The following is a 17,537-nucleotide window of genomic DNA, read 5'->3' as shown; positions in this document are numbered from 1 at the left end:
CTCCCCAATATCTTAATCGCTATGATTTTACCATTCTAAAAGTTCAATTAATTCGGGGTTACACAACTTGGGAAGTTTTGAGGATTTGATATTGCCAAAGGTTCTGCATTTCACCTTTCATCAACAGCACGCCAGATATCCGATACCAAATCCCCCGTATACTGAGTTTAAATCATCTACTCTAATTCTCCCATTTGTTTTTCTAGGGATTGCCTCACCAACCATAAAACATAGGGCAATTCATCAAGAGATTTGATACCAAGTTCAACATCCCCATTTCCCCATCGCCCCACACCGGATACATCTCGGCAAATTGCCTTGGGGTCATTAATTATAGGGGTGATCTTGTATCGTGTAACCTGATTTCTGAGGGTTAAGTTAATCACCATCAAGCACATCATATTCTAATTTTGGCGCAATCCAAACATCTAGCGCCATTTGAGAGAGTCGTTCTGCTCGTTGGAGAATAGCATTTTCATCCCACTGCTCAATCTGTCCCAACCCTTGATTCAACTTCAAGGGACTTTCTTTAAAGCCTTTTTCCATATCACGCTTCTCAAGAAAGGATTTATCACTATATTTCGAGTTGTATGCAGTCAGGGTTAGATTTCCCAGGGTATGCAAATAAGTTTTGTGAATACGTTGCCAGTCTGGACCCAGTGAATCCTTCCATGCAGGAGAAAGATTTTTATTCTGGGGCATAATATGTTCAATGGTGTATTCATCTACTGCTACTCGTTCTTTGCGATCGTGATTTTCCAACCGTCGCAGCCAGTAATTGTAATGGCGAACATTATAAAGGTCTTTGGTTTGCAGCGATCGCTTAAATTCATCATCATTAGGAAACCGTCGATAAGACGGCAGTACCAGAAAATTAGTCTGAATGCTTTCGAGATAGCGATCTTTTTTGATGGCTTTCGTAAAGTTAGCAAAAGTTTTGTTTAATGAATTAGCAGGAATACCACAAATCGCACGGCGAAAAACATAAGATTCCACCAGTCTAACCGCTTGCAAAAAATCTGTTATAGGCAACTCACCTGAAGCATAATCATGATACAGCTCTAAGAGGAATGGGTAAGTTACATCTACCCTTAATTCTTGCAGGTCTTGAAAGGCTAGTTTAAGTTCCGGGTTCTGCTCATAACCCAAAGCCATCGCACAGTAGTACCGAGCAAAGGTATGAATATCCTTGACCAACGCCTCCACACCCGCTTGAGCAACTTGTGGCTCTCTTGAATAAGTTTTAAACTTTTCATACACGGCACTTTGCTTAGGAATACTACCAGTTTTTACCGTCAAAAAATGGCGAATAAAACTATCGAATTGTTCTCCATAAGCCTCCTGTCCAAACTCCACTTCCATAAGTCGCCAATACTTCTCATAAAGCCTGGTTTGAAGTTCGGGTTCAAGTCCCATCAGAATGTAATTACGGATTAAGTCTGCTTGGGTTAACTCACGACCCGTGGAGTTCATACTCTCAAAAATCAGTTGGGGATTGTCCTGTTCACGGCTCAGGGCAACATCTACCACCAGTAATTTCGCTAATCCTTTACAGATAGTCTCCAGATGGTTTTGAGACTCCTTAATGAGTGACTCAAATAGACTGAAATTTTGTGTAACCCGGATAGAAGAGTCTTTGGGCTGCTGGTCTTGGTCGAGAATGGCAATCAATGAAGATTTATCAGTTTGCGAGAGAATCAGCTTATAGTGTTTTTCTCCATCCTCTTCTGGATTAAGCAAATAATAGTTTCGCAATTTGCGCGGGGAAAACCCTTCCACGGGTTCAGTGTCCCCCAGGGCATTCGCCAGGGCTGCAATTATTAATGTTACTGTGGTTAGGCGTTGCTGTCCGTCAATAACTAGGAGGGGAGACTGACTAGAGACTTGATAAAGTCCTTTTTCAATATAGACAATAGAACCGAAAAAGTGAGAAGTGATTTCATCATTGGAGCCAGTACGCAGGATGTCACTCCACAACTCCCGACATTCTTTTTCTGTCCATGAGTAGGTACGCTGGTAAATCGGGATGGCGAACTGCGGTGACTTCTTAATAAAGGCGAGTAGCTTGGTTTCGGAGGCTTTCATTGGAGTAAGGGTAGATTTACTGGATAGGCTAGAACACAGGGTTGTTATTTCCAATCCCCTTTAAGTTAGCGATCGCACTGCGACTAAATTACTGGTTTAGCCATTTGACAAATAGGAGCGATCGCCTTCTTGTTCGCAACTCGGAATCAAACCATACAGCGATGATAAACCCGTTTCGATGTCTGCCACCTTTTGGGCCAGAGGTTGACGTTGGGCAATAATACTCTGTATTTCTTGGCTTTTGTTCATGCCAATCTATCTATGATATTCAATGGTAAACTGTCTCGAATACTATAGCACGAAATATCCCCCAAGTCTCCGCAACCGGATTTCTTAATTAAATTTTCATATCCCATGCCCAAATCAGCACCCAAATCTAGCTGAGGGATGGGCGCGAGATGGCTGGGGGTTAAGGCGATCGCCTCCCCAATATCTTAATCGCTATGATTTTACCATTCTAAAAGTTAAATTAATTCGCGGCTCCACAACCCGGGAAGTTTTGGGGATTTGATGTTGCCAAAAGTGCTGTGTCTCCCCTTTCATTAACAGCAAACTACCGCTGGTTAAATCAATATTAAATTTCCGGTCTTTGCTGATTTTGTGCTTCCCAGCAAATCGACGGGTTCCCCCTAAGCTGACTGAGGCGATTATCGGATTTTTCCCTAGTTCGGGTTCATCATCGCTATGCCACGACATACTATCTTTTCCATCCCGATACAGATTAATTAGAACACTATTAAAAGTCACTTCCGCTATATCTTCAACCTGGGATTTGATTGATTTAAGTGTCGGGTTCCAGGGTTGTGCATGATGTTCGATCCCTGAATATGTATAGGATTTACCTTCATCTGCATACCAAGCTGTGAGTCTCGGTATGGGTCTGATTTTCCCAAATATTTTAATCTGTTCTTGTCTCCAATTAATGGATTTATACAACTCCCCAAATAAGCGATCGCTTTCTGCCAACGTCAAAAAATTGCCATACAATATGACCAAACCATCAGTATCAATAATCACTTGTTTGTCTAAATCATTCACTGAACCAGGATGGCTGATATCTCGCTGATTATCCCACAGTCTCATTTGCTGATATTACCCCCAAAAATTAATTAGTTAGAAATGCTATTTTCTCATTACCGATCTTTGGGCATAAACGCCGCTTTCCGGCTGCTAATTATCAGGATTAAAGCTGAGATTTTGGGTCTAGTGCATCTCGTAATCCATCGCCAATATAGTTGATACTAATCACTGTTAAAAAAATAGCTGCACCAGGGAATATAACCATGTGGGGGGCTGTTTCTATGTAGTTTTGGGCATCATATAACATCCTTCCCCAGGTGGGAATATCCGGGGGAAATCCTAACCCTAGAAAACTTAGGGTTGATTCCGTGATAATTGCTGTTCCTACTGATAGGGTCGCTGCGACAATAATCGGAGTCAGAACATTCGGGAGAATATGAACTAAAATTAAACGGTGAGGTTTAGCCCCGATCGCCTTAGCTGCTATCACAAAATCCATCTCTCTCGTTGACAAAAAACTCGCCCTCACCAACCGCGCTACAGACATCCAATTAAGTCCCCCGACTACTAATACAATTAAGATGAAAATTCCCGCTTCCGAACCGGCGATCGCTCTCATGGGTTCCCGAAATAGGTAAATTACTAATAATAAAATCGGCAGTTGCGGTAAAGCTAAAAATAAATCCGTGCATCGCATTAATACACTATCTAAAATCCCTCCATAAAATCCGGCGATCGCACCTACAGCAGTTCCTAAAGCGATCGCCACTAACATCGCCGCCAAACCCACCGCTAAAGAAATGCGTCCACCCCTCAGAATCCTCGCTAATTGGTCTTGTCCTAAATCATTAGTACCAAAGGGATGATTCCAACTAGGAGGTAACACAGAATTACCAAAATCAATCCGATCCGCTGGTGTCGTATAAATCATCGGACCCAACACAATAGACACTATAATCAGTAGCAACACACAGCTACCAATTACCGCCATTTTATCCCGACGAAATCTCACCCATATATCTAACAATACACTGCGGGTTTTCAACACATCATTATTCATATCACCTTTGATTTTTGTTTGATTTTGGGCCCATTCATTGATTAATCTTGATTTGATCTTATCAAGTTGATGTTTTCGTCAATTTAAAAAAAATTGTTCATCCAGATCATGGCTGAGGGTTGACAAGTGCCGGGAGCTAATGATAGTATATTGACATATTTGTTACATAATGGAGTATTTGCATAAATAAAAATTTTGCAACTATTCCCATTATCTAAAATGATATCACAAGTCAAGCCAAAAAGCCACCAACCCCCACCAAAAAAAATTTTACAATTCTTAACACAACTTAACATAACTTAACAATCATCCGGGACTATTTATACTGAACTCGAGGGTCTAAAAATCCATAGAGTATATCAGCAATGAGGTTAAAAAACACGACCAAAACCGCATAAACAAAGGTAATACCCATGACGACTGGGGTATCACTACGATAAATAGAATTGACCAAAAGCGCGCCAATTCCGGGGACTCTAAACACCTGTTCTGTAACCAATGCGCCGGTAAAAATTTCCGGGATATTTAAGGCCATTAAAGTGATAACAGGAATTAAAGCATTGCGTAAGATATGAAAGTTAATCACCTGAAAATCAGGTAATCCTTTAGCGTGTGCGGTGCGGACATAATCGCGGTTTAACTCCTCCAAGATAGCCGACCTAATAAATCGCATTAACACGGCTGACTGAAATAATGCCAATACAGAAATTGGCATGATTGACTGTTGAATCTGTTGCCATAATGTAGATAAATTAGTGACCTGTAGGTTACTATTATATATAAACGGAAACCAGTTGAGATTCACACTAAAGATGATAATAAATAACAGACCGGTAAAAAAGGGGGGTAGTGAGAATCCCAAAAAAGCGAAGGTAGTAGCTACTTGGTCAAATAGTGAATAGCGCTTGATGGCGGAAATGATACCCAAGGGAAAAGCGATAATGACTGCCAAAATATACGCAGAACCAGCTATCCAGATGGTGGTTGGTAGTCGTTGGCTAATTAATTCACTGACAGGAACTAGGCTGGTAAAAGAGTAGCCCATATCCCCTTGTAAAAATGACCAAGCCCACTTAAAATACCGAATCAGTATCGGTTGATCTAAACCAAGCGATCGCCTAATATTTTCGCGAACTTCCGCCGTAATAGAAGGGTTAGAGGCGAACTCTCCCATAGGGTCGCCGGGGGCTAATGCCAAGACTAGAAATAATACAACACTGATAGCTATCAAAGTAGGGATAGCAGTTAATAGGCGATTAATAATATATCTAGTCATCGGTTAAGGGTTTGATGATGAATCAGATAGATTGAGTGATATCGACAAGGTAAGCCTGGGGTGAGGTTTACCTTGTCTGAGGGATATTTTTCCCAACTTAGTCAATCAGAATATCCTCAGAGGATTGCTCTTCCCGGTGTTGCCAGTTGATATTGGGAATGTGTTCAAAAGCCTGTTTAAGGGAGTCTTCCCACATTTTCCTAATTTTGGCTAGGTAGGGGTCTCCGAGACGCAGACGCAGCCAGTTATCAATTACAAAAGTATCTCGTTCATACATAGCCAGATTGATAGGGGGACCCACAGAGATATTAGACTTCATGGTAGAGTCAATAGACAAAAGGGCGCATTTAGCCGCCGCCTCTAATTGGGTATTAAAACTGAGGGTACGATCTAAAATGGGTTTACCATATTTGGTCTCTCCAATTTGTAGGAAGGGGGTGTCCTTGGTGGCATGGATGAAGTTACCTTGATTATAGATCAGGAATAGGGCGGGGTCTTGACCTTTAATCTGACCAGCTAACAGTAAGGTGCAACTAGCATCAATGCTATGCTTTTTGAGCCAGGCTTCATCAAATTCTTGCATTCGCCGCAGTTGACCACCCACATAACGAGCCACATCATACATGGATTCGAGGTTATGGAGATTTTGATTGTCGTGAAATTTGAGGTCTTTCTCCAGGGTGCTGATAATTCCCTGGGTGATAGATAGATTTCCGGCGGTAGAGAGTAAAATCACCCTTTCCCCAGGATTAGAAAAATCAAATAGTTTGCGATAGGTAGAAATGTAATCAACTCCCGCGTTGGTGCGGGAGTCGGCGGCCATTACAAAGCCGGAGGAGGTAATTATACCGAGACAGTAGGTCATAAGGGGAGGAAGTGATAACGGCATATTGACATTCCCCGCGCTTCATGGAGACGGGGATGATTAGGATTGGTAGGGTGCGTCAGATTGAGAAAAATAACCGGAAAACCGGAAAAATCAACAACTGACGCACCTTACAGACAGACCCAGTTGGCTGAGATTTCATTGCTGGCCACCCCTATAGGGTGGGGCTTTAAACTCAAAATTATTGGTCACTTCTGACGATACCTCACTATCGAACTTAGAAACAATGCAGCGTATTGTGGCTGACTACTCCCTGGGACGGATATGGGGAGGGGGCTAAAATTATCTGATCTTGAGCCGATTTTGTTTTCCATGATGCAATTGCCGGATTGATTACGGGCTACCCTCAAAACAATTGATTTGGCAAATTAGAAAAATTCAATCGAAAAAAGGATGGTCATTTGGTCTCATAAATGTTAACATTCGTAACATAACGTTGAGTAATGTAAACGCCTTGGCGTTGATAAAGGCTGGGCGGCTCTAGTTCCTGGCTGCTACATCGGAGAAAAGCGTGATTGCCCGTCGCTTTTATTTCCAGTTCAAGTTATGGGCTTAATTTGTCAGAGCTATCGGGGAGATGCCATGAAAACTGCTAAAACCTCGGACACAGATTCGGTGCGGGCCTACCTGCGAGAAATTGGTCGTGTTCCTCTGCTGACCCATGAACAAGAAATTGTCTATGGTAAACAGGTACAACAGGCAACTTTATTGCAGGAAAAACGCAATGAGTTGGCTAAACAATTAGGCTATGAACCTACTGAGGCTCAATGGGCCGAATTAGTTAACTTGTCTGTGGCACAATTGCAACATATCTTGCATCAGGGTCAATTAGCCAAGCGTAAGATGGTAGAAGCTAATCTGCGTCTGGTGGTCTCTGTGGCCAAAAAGTATATCAAGCGCAATGTGGATCTGCTCGATCTCATTCAGGAAGGTACTATCGGGATGCAGCGCGGAGTCGAAAAGTTCGATCCTACTAAGGGTTATCGGTTCTCTACCTATGCCTATTGGTGGATTCGACAAGCAATTACCCGCGCGATCGCTGAAAAAGGCCGTACTATTCGCTTGCCCATTCATATCACAGAAAAACTTAATAAAATCAAAAAGGCACAGCGTCAACTTGCACAACAGTTAGGCCGAGCAGCTACTATGAATGAATTGGCTGCTGAGTTGGATCTCACCCCTAAGCAGATTCGTGAGTATCTGGAAAAATCACGTCTTCCTTTATCTCTGGATCTGCGGGTTGGTGATAATCAGGATACGGAATTGGTTGACCTGTTGGAAGATACCAGCAATTCCCCTGAGCAGTTTGCTCTTAATTCTTCTTTGCGATCGGATTTAGAATCTTTGATGACTGATCTTACTGACCAGCAACGACAGGTTTTAGCTCTGCGCTTTGGTTTGGATGATGGACAGACTTTAACTCTCGCTAAAATTGGCGATCGCCTTAATATCAGTCGTGAACGAGTCCGACAGATTGAACGGGAGGCTTTGACTAAACTTCGTAAGCGTAAGCAGGATGTTAATGATTACCTAGCTAGTTAATAATCTACTTCTTTTGATTCTACTCTGGGGAAATCAACCATTTCCCCAGTTGTTTTCACTATCACTCCATCTCTCATGTCTCAACTATTATCTGCTTTTCCCCATAAGTCTATTGGTGTTGCTGTGATCTGGAACGATGACGGACAGATTTTGATTGATAAACGTCTTCCTCAAGGTGCTATAGGCGGACTTTGGGAGTTTCCTGGTGGTAAAATTGAACCCGGTGAAACTATCCAAGATTGTATCCGACGCGAAATTTATGAGGAAATTGGTATTGCGATCGCTGTCCAAGACCATCTGATCACTGTTGAACATTCCTATAGCGATTTTCGGATTACACTTGAGGTCTATAACTGCACTCATCTCTACGGAGTACCTCAAACACTAGAATGCCAAGAAATTCGCTGGGTCACTTTGGCAGAAATTGATCAGTTTTCCTTTCCTCAAGCTAATCAGAAGATTATTACCGCTCTCCGACAGCTACATTGTTAAGTTTTGTAACGGAAAATTAAGAAATGTTAAAATTTTTGCTTTTTTTGGGGGAGGGGTAGCTTTTTGGCACGGGTTGCGGTACTATTTTTATATAATGGGATGGTTGCACTTTTTTTATTTTTGCCAATATTCAATTATTCAGTGTATTGTCAATATTATACCGCCAATCCCCGCCCCTGTCAACCCCCCAATCGGGAATTTTCGGGTTAAAATTGAACAAAAAATCAACAATTCCACTTAAAAGCTAGGGTAAGTTTCATAGACAGGTAGGGTAAAGTGAAAACAGCTACCGCCGGTGGAAGAGGTGGAACTGACCCAAATCTGACCATAGTGAGCATGGATAATTCTCTGACAGAGAGATAAACCAATACCATAACCATCCTGGGACTCATCGCGTTCGAGACGGAAGTGATCCTGAAAAATGCGATCGCGATTTTCTTCAGGGATACCAGGGCCACTGTCACAAATACTGACCTGTATTTTTTGGGTAGTGCGATGCAAGACAGACACCCAAATAGTTCCGCCCTCTGGGGTATATTTAATCGCATTATCCAACAAATTCACAATAACTTGACGAATCCGTTCGCGATCGGCATAGACAGAAGGGGTATCAGTGGGTAAATCAGTTTTGAGTTCCAGAGATTTCGCCTGTAACTGATCATGAAACTCTGGTAGTATCTCGTGAAAAAATGCCAACAGTGACAATGGCAAAGGTTGCAGTTGTAACCGAGAACTCTGACCCGTTGCAGCCCTTAATATATTAGTAATCATCCTATCGATCTGACGGATATGAGTACGAGCTTGTTGGATTAAGCGAGATTTGAGAGCCGGTGTAAATTTCTTAGAGTTAGCCACACCCGCCATTTGGCTATTTTCCAAAGTTTCCAAAGCCAGAGAGGCGGCGGTCAAAGGACTACGGAGGTCGTGAGCCAAAATTTCAATAATGCGATCCTTAAAACTTACCTGTTGTTGCAATTGTTCTTTTTCTTGCTTGAGGCGGAACACCTCATCACTAAGTCGGATCAGTTCAGCAATATAGTTCAGGTCAGCAACAGAGCGATAATTTTTAACTGAACCGTTCACCTCAAATGGCTGCTGACTTCGATAGTCTTCAAGAGATTGCTGCCACCGTAGCCAAAATTCATTAAGCTGCTTAACAATATCAGTACCCGCTAGAATATGTCGGGGTGAGGGGTGAATTTTGACCAAAGCCGGGGTCGCAACTAACTTAAAGTGTTCGGCTAGATAGGGTTGCTCTCCCACATCAATAATTTGCAAATCAAATCTGTCCTCAGATTTAAGGACTTCGAGATATTCACATATTTGTTGGACTTGCTCTCTGGAGCTAGGGCGACCATCGACAAACAGCAAAAGCTGTAAGCATTCTTCAGAGTTGGTCTTGCTATGGGTAGTTCCGACTTCCATGAATGACTTTCAAGGGGGACAAAAGACCTGATCAATTCGACACTGCTGCTGGAATATGAAGGGCTAGAGGATGATACTAGCGCTTACTTGTTGACTCAATTTAATATCTGCTTTAGATTCTAGCCTGTGATTTGACATCATGGCTAATCAAGTTGACCCCTACCTGCCCTAAATATGAGATATTAATCATTTGAGCTAATTAAGATGGAGTGGTTATCTTGGTCAACTGGCATAAAAACCCGTCCCTGAAACTGTTGCTAGGTAGTGCGATCGCCTTTTTTGGCATCTGTATGGTTTTGTTGCTGCACCGCTACTTCACCTTTTATGCTTCCTACGACCAGGGCATTTTTAACCAAGTCTTCTGGAATGGTATCCACGGGCGTTTTTTTCAGAGTTCCCTATCTTCGGCCCTGTCTACTAATGTTGTCCACCAAGGCCAGTTCCCCAACGTTTCCTATCACCGCCTCGGACAACACTTTACCCCCGCTTTACTGCTATGGCTACCCCTGTACGCAATCTTTCCCTCTCCTGTCACCCTCAGCGTGTTACAGGTAACTTTGGTCACCGCTGCGGGTTTAGTTCTTTACCTCCTAGCCAGACAATATTTAGAACCGCCTCTATCTGCCTTAATTGTAGTTAGTTTTTATGGCGCTAATGCCGTTATCGGTCCTACTTTAGCTAATTTTCACGATGTCAGCCAAATTCCTTTATTTGTGTTTACTCTTCTCTTGGCTATGGAGAAGGGTTGGTGGTGGTTATTCTGGATATTGTCCGTTTTAATTTTAGGCGTGCGAGAAGATGCGGGCGTGGTTTTATTTGGGGTGGGAGTTTATATGATTCTCAGCCACAGATTCCCCCGCCGTGGCTTGATTGTCTGTGTTCTCAGTTTCGGTTATATGCTGGTTTTAACTAATCTGATTATGCCCTTGTTTTCGGCGGACATCTCCCAGCGGTTCATGATGGAACGGTTTGGTCAATACGCCGAGGGAGATGAAGCCTCCACTTTACAAATTATTTGGGGAATGGTTAGTAATCCCTTGCGGTTTATTCAGCAGTTATTTACTCCCTTTGGTCGTACTGTTACATATCTTTTGGGTCAATGGTTGCCTTTGGCTTTCATTCCCGCGATCGCTCCCGGTTCTTGGATGATTGCAGGCTTTCCTTTATTAAAGTTATTTTCCGCTCAGGGAATGTCCGTTTTGGCTATTACAATTCGCTACGCTATGACCGTAGTTCCCGGATTGTTTTATGGTAGTATTTTGTGGTGGTCTAAACAACAAGAAAAATCCCCCGAAGCTGAGTTGCCTTCTCCCAAATTCCGACGTTTTTGGGTCGCTTGTATCTGTCTGTCTTTGATATTTACGGTAACTTCTAATCCCAATCGAACTCTGTATTTTTTAATCCCTGATTCCATTCAACCTTGGGTTTATGTTTCTTTGGCTGAACAATGGCCAAGGTCTCAAAATATGCGATCGCTTTTAGCCCAAATTCCCCCAGATGCTAGTGTGGCGGGGACTACTTATTTAATTCCTCATCTGTCCAGTCGCCGCGAGGTTTTACGCTTCCCTCTGTATCAATTAATCAATGATCAGGGTAAGTTGGTGGCTATGGATTATATTATTGCTGATTTGTGGCAACTTCAACGCTATCAGGTCGCTTTTAGTGGCGATCGTGATGCTTTACGTGCGATCGTCGAAACTACCGATCGCTTGACTTCTACTCAAGAATATGGTATTTTGCATTTCCATAATGGCTTGCTTTTAATGCGCCGAGGTGTCACTTCTAATCCTGATGCTATCGAAGCCTGGGGGGAATTTCGACAAGAGGTTATAATTTCGACAAGAGGTTATAAAGAAACTGGGTCTAAAACCCCGTCCTTCTAGGACGGCTTTAATTGTAAATTTTTGTGGCAATATCGAATATTTTGTGCTGATGGCGTTAGCATAAGATAGGAGGTAAAGCCATACTAGTTTTTGAGTTCAAAACCTACGGAAAACCAAGTCAGTTCATTGCAGTAGCTGAGGCAATTCGTACAGCACAGTTTTTTCGCAATAGCTGTTGGCGCTATTGGATGGATAATCCTCAAAAGAATAAGTACGATTTGAACAAATACTGTGCGGTGCTGGCAGCAACTTTTCCATTTGCCGACGAACTCAATTCTCAAGGGAGACAAGCCAGTGCGGAAAGAGCTTGGTCAGCTATCTCTCGATTCTATGAAAACTGCAAGAAGAAGATTCCCGGTAAAAAGGAGTATCCGAAGTTTCCGAAAGATTGTCGCTCAGTTGAATATAAATCAACCGGGTGGAAACTTGCAGACGACAGAAAATCAATAACTTTCACAGATAAAAAAGGAATTGGTAAACTCAAAATCAAGGGTACACGCGATTTACACTTTTACCAAGTCAGCCAGAGCCAACGGGTAAGACTGGTGAAACGTGCTGATGGTGTGTACGTTCAATTCTGTATTAACGTTGACAGGAAAGAAAACACAGCGCCGACAGGCAATACCATTGGCTTAGACGTTGGACTGAAAGAGTATTACACCGATTCAAACGGAGTCACCGTTGAAAATCCTAAATTCCTGAGAAAAGGCGAACGTCTCTTAAAACGTAGTCACCGTCGCGTATCGAAGAAGGTTAAAGGTTCAAAAAACAGAGGCAAAGCTAGACAGATTCTAGGTAAACACTATCTTCAAATAAGTAGGCAACGTAAAGACCATGCTGTGAAGTTGGCAAGGTGCGTAGTTCAGTCAAACGACTTGATAGCCTACGAAGATTTGAGAATTAAAAATATGGTGCAGAATCATTGTTTAGCTAAGTCTATCAACGACGCATCTTGGTATCAATTCCGTGTCTGGCTTGAATACTTTGCTAAAGTGTTTGAAAGAGTAACGGTTGCGGTAAATCCGCAATACACTAGCCAAGAATGCTCTAACTGCGGTGCAATTGTGAAGAAAACGCTATCCACAATCCGCGCACGTTTGTAAGTGTGGTTGCTCAATGGATAGGGATGAAAACGCAGCTAGAAATATTCGGAGTCGAGGATTGAGTACGGTAGGGCATACCGGAACTTTCGGGCAGCCGAGCAACGCTTTGGGAGACAAGTCCTCTACTGTTGTTGGAGAAATCCTGCATCAGCAAGTCGTGTCGTAGAACAAAGAATCCCCGTGCGTTCACGCCGGGGAGTGTCAATAGTTAACTGTCCGACAAAGATACTCCCCAAAACTGTTGGGTTCAAATTTCGCCTGTTTTCCATCTGAATCTACCCGGAGGCGATCGCGACAATTATAAATCCACTCTCCCTGTGCTACCCCGTCAATACTCAGTTTCGCCCTATATTCCCAATGATATTTGGCGCTGCGTTTAAGGCTAATTATACATATCTGGTGATTATCGATCATTCGACATATCGCCGCCTCTGACACTGGTACTATCATCACTGACAATAAACCAAACCACACTAAACCTAAGACTATCAATCTCATCAAACCACCCTCTTCGAGACTCTCCCTATACCTGTACTCAGGTTAGCGATCACAGGAAAACAGGGGCAGGATTTTTCTGGCATATCAGTTACTCTCAATTCTTAACAAACTTACGAAAATCAAAACTATCCCCAGCTATACATTAGCTAAACTTAACTAAGTCCGCCCATTTTTGCCAAATTTAGTGTTACCTAAGATACGCCTATTGAGTAGAAATTAATAAACTAGCCAAAAAGAGAAACCGGCTTAATCGCCGAGGGTATCCCAGGCTTTGCATCTAGCTGGTCTGACCGCACATCATCGAGGATAGCTATAGTATCATCCGAGGGTTTTACGAGCGTTATATAGCAATTTGCGGCTTATTTATTAATAGTATTAGCCGCTAAGTCAAATAATACAATTATTCAATCCAAGCGGAGCGCACCCGTAGGCAAATCGCCGCCATGTCGCTCAGTAGTAAAGGACTCGATTCTCCCTTCAAAAGAGTTAAAAATCACCCGAATTTCATCATAAGCCACAGCAGTAGAAACCCCTCTAGGTGTCCGACAATTAACCTGAAGTAGCCAGCGAAAACCATCTACATCCTGATAATAACTTTTGCCACAATCAAAGCCAATAAAGCCTTCGATCGCCAATTGATTTAATCCAGCGATACCCATGGGGCTACCAAGTATGGCATCAATAGTATCACGGGTTTCCTGTTGATTTAGCCTGCGCCATACTATATCGCTGCTAGTATTCTGAGCCAGGATGATATCCTCAGAAAAACCAGGGTTGATTTGACCATGAGCCGGACTCGCAAAAGTTGCTAATAATCCCGCCAGCCACAGCATTTTACAGCCTTTCCAAACCGACAAGTAATGTGTAGCAGCCATAATTTTATCTCTCCATAATTGTTGCCAGACTCATCTTATCATCAAAGCAGCAATAGTCGAGGGACAGTTGGGGGAAGTTGGGAAGGGTGAAATAATGAGGATGATATTTGATAGAATTGTGGCGGACACCTTAGTTATCAATAATTTACCAGTGAACTTTCAATCAGTTATTGCCACCCTGAACCAATTTTGGAGCGATCGCGGTTGTTTAATTGCCCAACCCTATGATACCGAAAAAGGGGCAGGAACCATGAGCCATCATACATTTCTACGGGCGATCGGTCCAGAACCGTGGTCTGTGGCGTATATAGAACCCTGTCGCCGCCCTACAGATGGACGTTATGGGGAGAACCCTAACCGCTTTCAACATTATTATCAATATCAGGTACTAATCAAGCCTTCTCCCAACAATATCCAAGAGATTTATTTAGACTCTTTGCGGGTACTAGGAATCAATCCAGAAGACCATGATATTAGGTTTGTCGAGGATAACTGGGAGTCACCCACTTTAGGTGCTTGGGGTGTAGGTTGGGAAGTGTGGTTAGATGGGATGGAAATTACTCAGTTTACCTACTTCCAACAATGTGGAGGAATTGATTGTCGTCCGGTTTGTATTGAAATCACCTATGGATTAGAAAGGCTGGCGATGTATTTGCAAAATGTAGATGCTATTGTCAAAATTGCTTGGACTGATGAGATTAACTATGGTGATATTCATCTACAGGGGGAAATAGAACAATGTACCTACAATTTTGAAGCATCTAACCCCGAGTTACTGTTTAATTTATTCTCGTTGTATGAACAGGAAGCGGAACAGTTGATTGAGCAAGGTTTAGTTTTACCGAGTTTAGATTACGTCCTCAAGTGTTCCCACAGTTTCAATTTATTAGATGCTAGGGGGGTAATTGCGGTGACTGAACGTACTAGATATATTGGCAGAATTCGGAATCTGGCGCGTCGGGTGGCTCACTGTTATTTGGAACAGCGAGAAGGTCTGGGTTTTCCCCTCCTCAAATCTCCTCAAGCGGCTTGAAATTCCTCCGAGTCATGCCAGATAGGTATACAGACAAGTCCAGCCTTGTCCCTTCCCTAGGGTTAATTTCATGGTGCAGGGGGTAGGGGTTGATGTGATCCTGGAAAATCCTTGTCGGTTGGGTTGAAAAAATGACCAAAGGATGTCATAATGAGAGATTGTGAGTTTGAAACGACTGCCATGCAAGCCCAGGAAATTATCCGCGCCATTGAGCAAGAAGAGATCGAGAGTATCAAAACCAAGGTCCAAAAAGGAAGTATCCCTAAAATCTATGTAGGAGATACGGTGAAGGTCGGTGTGAGAATCACTGAAGGTGGAAAGGAAAGGATTCAGCCCTATCAAGGGACGGTAATCGCTATGCGTAATGGTGGTATCAACGAAACCATCACCGTCCGTCGTATTTTCCAGGGGGTTGGGGTAGAACGGGTGTTCTTGCTCCACTCACCCCGGATTGCTAGTATTAAGGTAATCATGAGAGGGAAGGTCCGTCGGGCTAAATTGTACTATCTTCGCGATCGCGTTGGGAAAGCGACGCGAGTTCCTCAGCGTTTTGATCGTCCTCTTTAAGTCCCTTTCTGTAAAGGTTGGCGACCAAAACTTTAAATTTCCACAAAAAGCACTTGCATCTATCAAGACACCGTGCTATACTAGCGAGCGGTTATGGCATAAAAGCCCCATGCAGGGTGCGTCCTTAGTTCAGTTGGTAGAACGCAGGTCTCCAAAACCTGATGTCGAGGGTTCAAGTCCTTCAGGGCGCGTTAACTAAGCAAAAGTCAACCAGGTTAAGTTTTTGTTAGCCTGGTTTTGGCTAATGAAAGCGGGCGACATCAATTAACTAAAACTCAAAAAGTATTAGGGCAATGTTTCAGTATGGCACTGAGGATGTTACAATAAGTAGTTTGAGCCAGCGTGCCGCAGTTGTTAAAATCGACTGTTAAGTTAAAAATCACGAGGGGGAAAGCTGTGTCAAAGAAAGAAGAAGCAGGGATTCAGGAAGTCCCGAAGGGGTTTAGTGTTGGTGGTTTTTTGAAAGAAACCAAGGAAGAACTAGATAAGGTGGTCTGGCCTACTCGCCAGCAACTGCTGAGTGAATCGGCGGGAGTCTTGTTAATGGTAATGCTTTCAGCAACACTAATCTATTTAATAGATAACTTCTTTCGTTGGTCGTCGGGGCAGGTATTTGGATGACTTTTGGATCAGATGAGTCAGAACAACTCAATGTAATGTCTGAAATAGACAGTGAGCCAGAATATGCGCCAGGACAAGTCCGCTGGTATGCTGTTCAGGTAGCATCTGGCTGCGAAAAGCGGGTGAAACTGAACTTAGACCAACGGGTTCAAACTCTGGATGTGGCTGACCGGATTCTCAAAGTGGAGATTCCCCAGACTCAGGCGATTAAACTCCGTAAGGATGGCAGTCGCCAGCATAGTCAGGAAAAAGTATTTCCGGGCTATGTGTTAATCCAGATGAAACTGAACTGGAATAATGAGTTCAACCAGTGGGATGTTGACGATGAGGCTTGGCAGGTTGTCAAAAATACCCCTCATGTGATTAACTTTGTCGGGGCAGAGCAGAAACGTCACTCCGGGCGAGGGCGGGGCCATGTTAAACCCCTGCCATTAAGTCCATCAGAAGTTGATCGGATTTTCAGACAAACCCAGCAACAGGAAGCTGTTGTGAAGGTAGAGATGGCGAGTGGGGATCATATCCTGGTGCTATCTGGCCCGTTCAAAGACTTTGAAGGGGATGTCATTGAAGTGAGCCCGGAACGTAATAAGCTCAAGGCCTTACTGTCGATTTTTGGACGAGACACGCCAGTGGAATTGGAGTTCAATCAGGTTGAAAAGCAGGGCTAACAAATGGCAAAGAAAGTTGTAGCAGTTATCAAGTTAGCAATTAACGCGGGAAAAGCAAACCCGGCTCCCCCCATCGGCCCAGCTTTGGGTCAGCATGGGGTGAACATCATGATGTTTTGCAAGGAGTATAACGCCAAAACTGCGGATAAGGTGGGTTTGGTGATTCCGGTAGAGATTTCGGTTTATGAAGATCGAAGTTTTACTTTTGTCCTCAAAACTCCGCCAGCGTCAGTGCTGATTAAGAAAGCGGCCGGAATTGAAAAAGGTTCAGGTGAACCGAACCGGGTTCGAGTGGGAACAATTAACCGCAGCCAGTTGCGAGAAATCGCAGAGGTGAAAATGCCGGACCTGAATGCGAATGATTTGGAAGCTGCCATGAAAATTGTGGAAGGGACAGCCCGTAATATGGGTATTGCTGTCGCGGATTAATTTAGGTAGCTAAGAAAAAAATTTGAGCCAACCCAATTGTTGAATTGACATATTGGGGGAGAAGTTTAACTTCG

At 43.2% G+C, this 17,537-nt stretch carries 18 protein-coding genes, 1 tRNA gene and 1 pseudogene; 10 read left to right on the top strand and 10 right to left on the bottom strand.

Annotated features, from left to right (window positions below; translation table 11 throughout):
* Positions 1 to 176 precede the first annotated feature (176 nt).
* The 7 genes from HFV01_RS28660 to HFV01_RS28630 form a co-directional block, all read right to left on the bottom strand.
* Positions 177 to 389 carry a hypothetical protein gene (locus HFV01_RS28660; protein WP_006669003.1) on the bottom strand — a complete coding sequence of 71 codons (213 nt, stop codon included), beginning with the start codon at positions 387 to 389 and terminating at the stop codon, positions 177 to 179.
* Positions 379 to 2,085, bottom strand: coding sequence for a DUF262 domain-containing protein (locus tag HFV01_RS28655; protein ID WP_193520657.1), 1,707 nt, complete (start codon positions 2,083 to 2,085; stop codon positions 379 to 381). The genes HFV01_RS28660 and HFV01_RS28655 overlap by 11 nt, the downstream gene beginning before the upstream one ends.
* 96 nt (positions 2,086 to 2,181) lie before the next feature.
* Entirely contained in the window at positions 2,182 to 2,334 is a 153-nt protein-coding gene (locus HFV01_RS28650) for a hypothetical protein (RefSeq protein ID WP_193520656.1), read from the bottom strand.
* 192 nt (positions 2,335 to 2,526) lie between these two features.
* Complete coding sequence (locus HFV01_RS28645; RefSeq protein WP_193520655.1) at positions 2,527 to 3,168, bottom strand: alpha-ketoglutarate-dependent dioxygenase AlkB family protein; 642 nt, start codon at positions 3,166 to 3,168, stop codon at positions 2,527 to 2,529.
* Between the two features lie 100 nt (positions 3,169 to 3,268).
* The gene (locus tag HFV01_RS28640) at positions 3,269 to 4,165 is read right to left on the bottom strand and encodes an ABC transporter permease (RefSeq protein ID WP_006622661.1); all 897 of its coding nucleotides are present in this window, start codon (positions 4,163 to 4,165) and stop codon (positions 3,269 to 3,271) included.
* A gap of 316 nt (positions 4,166 to 4,481) precedes the next feature.
* On the bottom strand, positions 4,482 to 5,441 hold the full coding sequence (locus tag HFV01_RS28635; RefSeq protein ID WP_006622659.1) for an ABC transporter permease: 960 nt from the start codon (positions 5,439 to 5,441) through the stop codon (positions 4,482 to 4,484).
* 97 nt (positions 5,442 to 5,538) lie between these two features.
* A complete protein-coding gene (locus tag HFV01_RS28630; protein WP_008052815.1) occupies positions 5,539 to 6,306 on the bottom strand; it encodes a proteasome-type protease in 768 nt (255 codons plus the stop codon).
* Between the two features lie 567 nt (positions 6,307 to 6,873).
* Here HFV01_RS28630 and HFV01_RS28625 point away from each other — a divergent pair.
* Entirely contained in the window at positions 6,874 to 7,869 is a 996-nt protein-coding gene (locus HFV01_RS28625; protein ID WP_006622657.1) for an RNA polymerase sigma factor, RpoD/SigA family, read from the top strand.
* Between the two features lie 75 nt (positions 7,870 to 7,944).
* Positions 7,945 to 8,361, top strand: a complete 417-nt coding sequence (mutT, locus tag HFV01_RS28620; protein ID WP_006622656.1) for an 8-oxo-dGTP diphosphatase MutT — start codon at positions 7,945 to 7,947, stop codon at positions 8,359 to 8,361.
* A gap of 237 nt (positions 8,362 to 8,598) precedes the next feature.
* On the opposite strand, the gene HFV01_RS28615 is transcribed toward mutT, so the two are convergent.
* The gene (locus tag HFV01_RS28615; RefSeq protein ID WP_006622654.1) at positions 8,599 to 9,786 is read right to left on the bottom strand and encodes a histidine kinase; all 1,188 of its coding nucleotides are present in this window, start codon (positions 9,784 to 9,786) and stop codon (positions 8,599 to 8,601) included.
* Positions 9,787 to 10,076: 290 nt separating this feature from the next.
* On the opposite strand from HFV01_RS28615, the gene HFV01_RS28610 reads away from it, so the two are divergent.
* On the top strand, positions 10,077 to 11,669 hold the full coding sequence (locus HFV01_RS28610; protein WP_318286312.1) for a DUF2079 domain-containing protein: 1,593 nt from the start codon (positions 10,077 to 10,079) through the stop codon (positions 11,667 to 11,669).
* 80 nt (positions 11,670 to 11,749) lie between these two features.
* Positions 11,750 to 12,938: pseudogene (locus HFV01_RS28605) on the top strand (RNA-guided endonuclease InsQ/TnpB family protein).
* A gap of 35 nt (positions 12,939 to 12,973) precedes the next feature.
* On the opposite strand, the gene HFV01_RS28600 reads toward HFV01_RS28605, so the two are convergent.
* Positions 12,974 to 13,222, bottom strand: coding sequence for a hypothetical protein (locus HFV01_RS28600; protein ID WP_052584871.1), 249 nt, complete (start codon positions 13,220 to 13,222; stop codon positions 12,974 to 12,976).
* Positions 13,223 to 13,674: 452 nt separating this feature from the next.
* Entirely contained in the window at positions 13,675 to 14,145 is a 471-nt protein-coding gene (locus tag HFV01_RS28595) for a hypothetical protein (RefSeq protein WP_006622649.1), read from the bottom strand.
* A 151-nt stretch (positions 14,146 to 14,296) separates the two neighbouring features.
* On the opposite strand from HFV01_RS28595, the gene glyQ reads away from it, so the two are divergent.
* From glyQ to rplK, 6 genes are all read left to right on the top strand, one after another.
* Positions 14,297 to 15,178: a glycine--tRNA ligase subunit alpha gene (gene glyQ / locus HFV01_RS28590; RefSeq protein WP_035760003.1), complete on the top strand. Its 882-nt coding sequence runs from the start codon at positions 14,297 to 14,299 to the stop codon at positions 15,176 to 15,178.
* A gap of 180 nt (positions 15,179 to 15,358) precedes the next feature.
* A complete protein-coding gene (gene rplS, locus HFV01_RS28585; protein ID WP_035760001.1) occupies positions 15,359 to 15,745 on the top strand; it encodes a 50S ribosomal protein L19 in 387 nt (128 codons plus the stop codon).
* Positions 15,746 to 15,863: 118 nt separating this feature from the next.
* Positions 15,864 to 15,936 (top strand) — tRNA-Trp (locus HFV01_RS28580).
* A 205-nt stretch (positions 15,937 to 16,141) separates the two neighbouring features.
* Positions 16,142 to 16,366, top strand: coding sequence for a preprotein translocase subunit SecE (gene secE / locus HFV01_RS28575; RefSeq protein WP_006622645.1), 225 nt, complete (start codon positions 16,142 to 16,144; stop codon positions 16,364 to 16,366).
* Positions 16,363 to 17,034, top strand: coding sequence for a transcription termination/antitermination protein NusG (gene nusG, locus HFV01_RS28570; protein ID WP_006622644.1), 672 nt, complete (start codon positions 16,363 to 16,365; stop codon positions 17,032 to 17,034). The genes secE and nusG overlap by 4 nt, the downstream gene beginning before the upstream one ends.
* A gap of 3 nt (positions 17,035 to 17,037) precedes the next feature.
* Positions 17,038 to 17,463 carry a 50S ribosomal protein L11 gene (gene rplK, locus HFV01_RS28565; protein ID WP_006622643.1) on the top strand — a complete coding sequence of 142 codons (426 nt, stop codon included), beginning with the start codon at positions 17,038 to 17,040 and terminating at the stop codon, positions 17,461 to 17,463.
* Positions 17,464 to 17,537 lie beyond the last annotated feature (74 nt).

The sequence above is a fragment of the Limnospira fusiformis SAG 85.79 genome (genome assembly GCF_012516315.1).
Lineage (GTDB): Bacteria > Cyanobacteriota > Cyanobacteriia > Cyanobacteriales > Microcoleaceae > Limnospira > Limnospira fusiformis.
The sequence above is the reverse complement of the archived record's forward strand: the minus strand, read 5'-3'. Positions and strand labels throughout refer to the sequence as shown.

Coding starts and splice junctions, on each gene's coding strand:
- HFV01_RS28600 (WP_052584871.1), bottom strand. CDS start 13,222: ATGATAGTACCAGTGTCAGAGGCGGCGATATGTCGAATGATCGATAAT.
- HFV01_RS28645 (WP_193520655.1), bottom strand. CDS start 3,168: ATGAGACTGTGGGATAATCAGCGAGATATCAGCCATCCTGGTTCAGTG.
- mutT (WP_006622656.1), top strand. CDS start 7,945: ATGTCTCAACTATTATCTGCTTTTCCCCATAAGTCTATTGGTGTTGCT.
- HFV01_RS28650 (WP_193520656.1), bottom strand. CDS start 2,334: ATGAACAAAAGCCAAGAAATACAGAGTATTATTGCCCAACGTCAACCT.
- rplK (WP_006622643.1), top strand. CDS start 17,038: ATGGCAAAGAAAGTTGTAGCAGTTATCAAGTTAGCAATTAACGCGGGA.
- HFV01_RS28610 (WP_318286312.1), top strand. CDS start 10,077: ATGGTTTTGTTGCTGCACCGCTACTTCACCTTTTATGCTTCCTACGAC.
- HFV01_RS28660 (WP_006669003.1), bottom strand. CDS start 389: ATGGTGATTAACTTAACCCTCAGAAATCAGGTTACACGATACAAGATC.
- HFV01_RS28640 (WP_006622661.1), bottom strand. CDS start 4,165: ATGAATAATGATGTGTTGAAAACCCGCAGTGTATTGTTAGATATATGG.
- HFV01_RS28635 (WP_006622659.1), bottom strand. CDS start 5,441: ATGACTAGATATATTATTAATCGCCTATTAACTGCTATCCCTACTTTG.
- HFV01_RS28630 (WP_008052815.1), bottom strand. CDS start 6,306: ATGACCTACTGTCTCGGTATAATTACCTCCTCCGGCTTTGTAATGGCC.
- rplS (WP_035760001.1), top strand. CDS start 15,359: ATGCAAGCCCAGGAAATTATCCGCGCCATTGAGCAAGAAGAGATCGAG.
- HFV01_RS28655 (WP_193520657.1), bottom strand. CDS start 2,085: ATGAAAGCCTCCGAAACCAAGCTACTCGCCTTTATTAAGAAGTCACCG.
- HFV01_RS28615 (WP_006622654.1), bottom strand. CDS start 9,786: ATGGAAGTCGGAACTACCCATAGCAAGACCAACTCTGAAGAATGCTTA.
- HFV01_RS28595 (WP_006622649.1), bottom strand. CDS start 14,145: ATGGCTGCTACACATTACTTGTCGGTTTGGAAAGGCTGTAAAATGCTG.
- HFV01_RS28625 (WP_006622657.1), top strand. CDS start 6,874: ATGGGCTTAATTTGTCAGAGCTATCGGGGAGATGCCATGAAAACTGCT.
- nusG (WP_006622644.1), top strand. CDS start 16,363: ATGACTTTTGGATCAGATGAGTCAGAACAACTCAATGTAATGTCTGAA.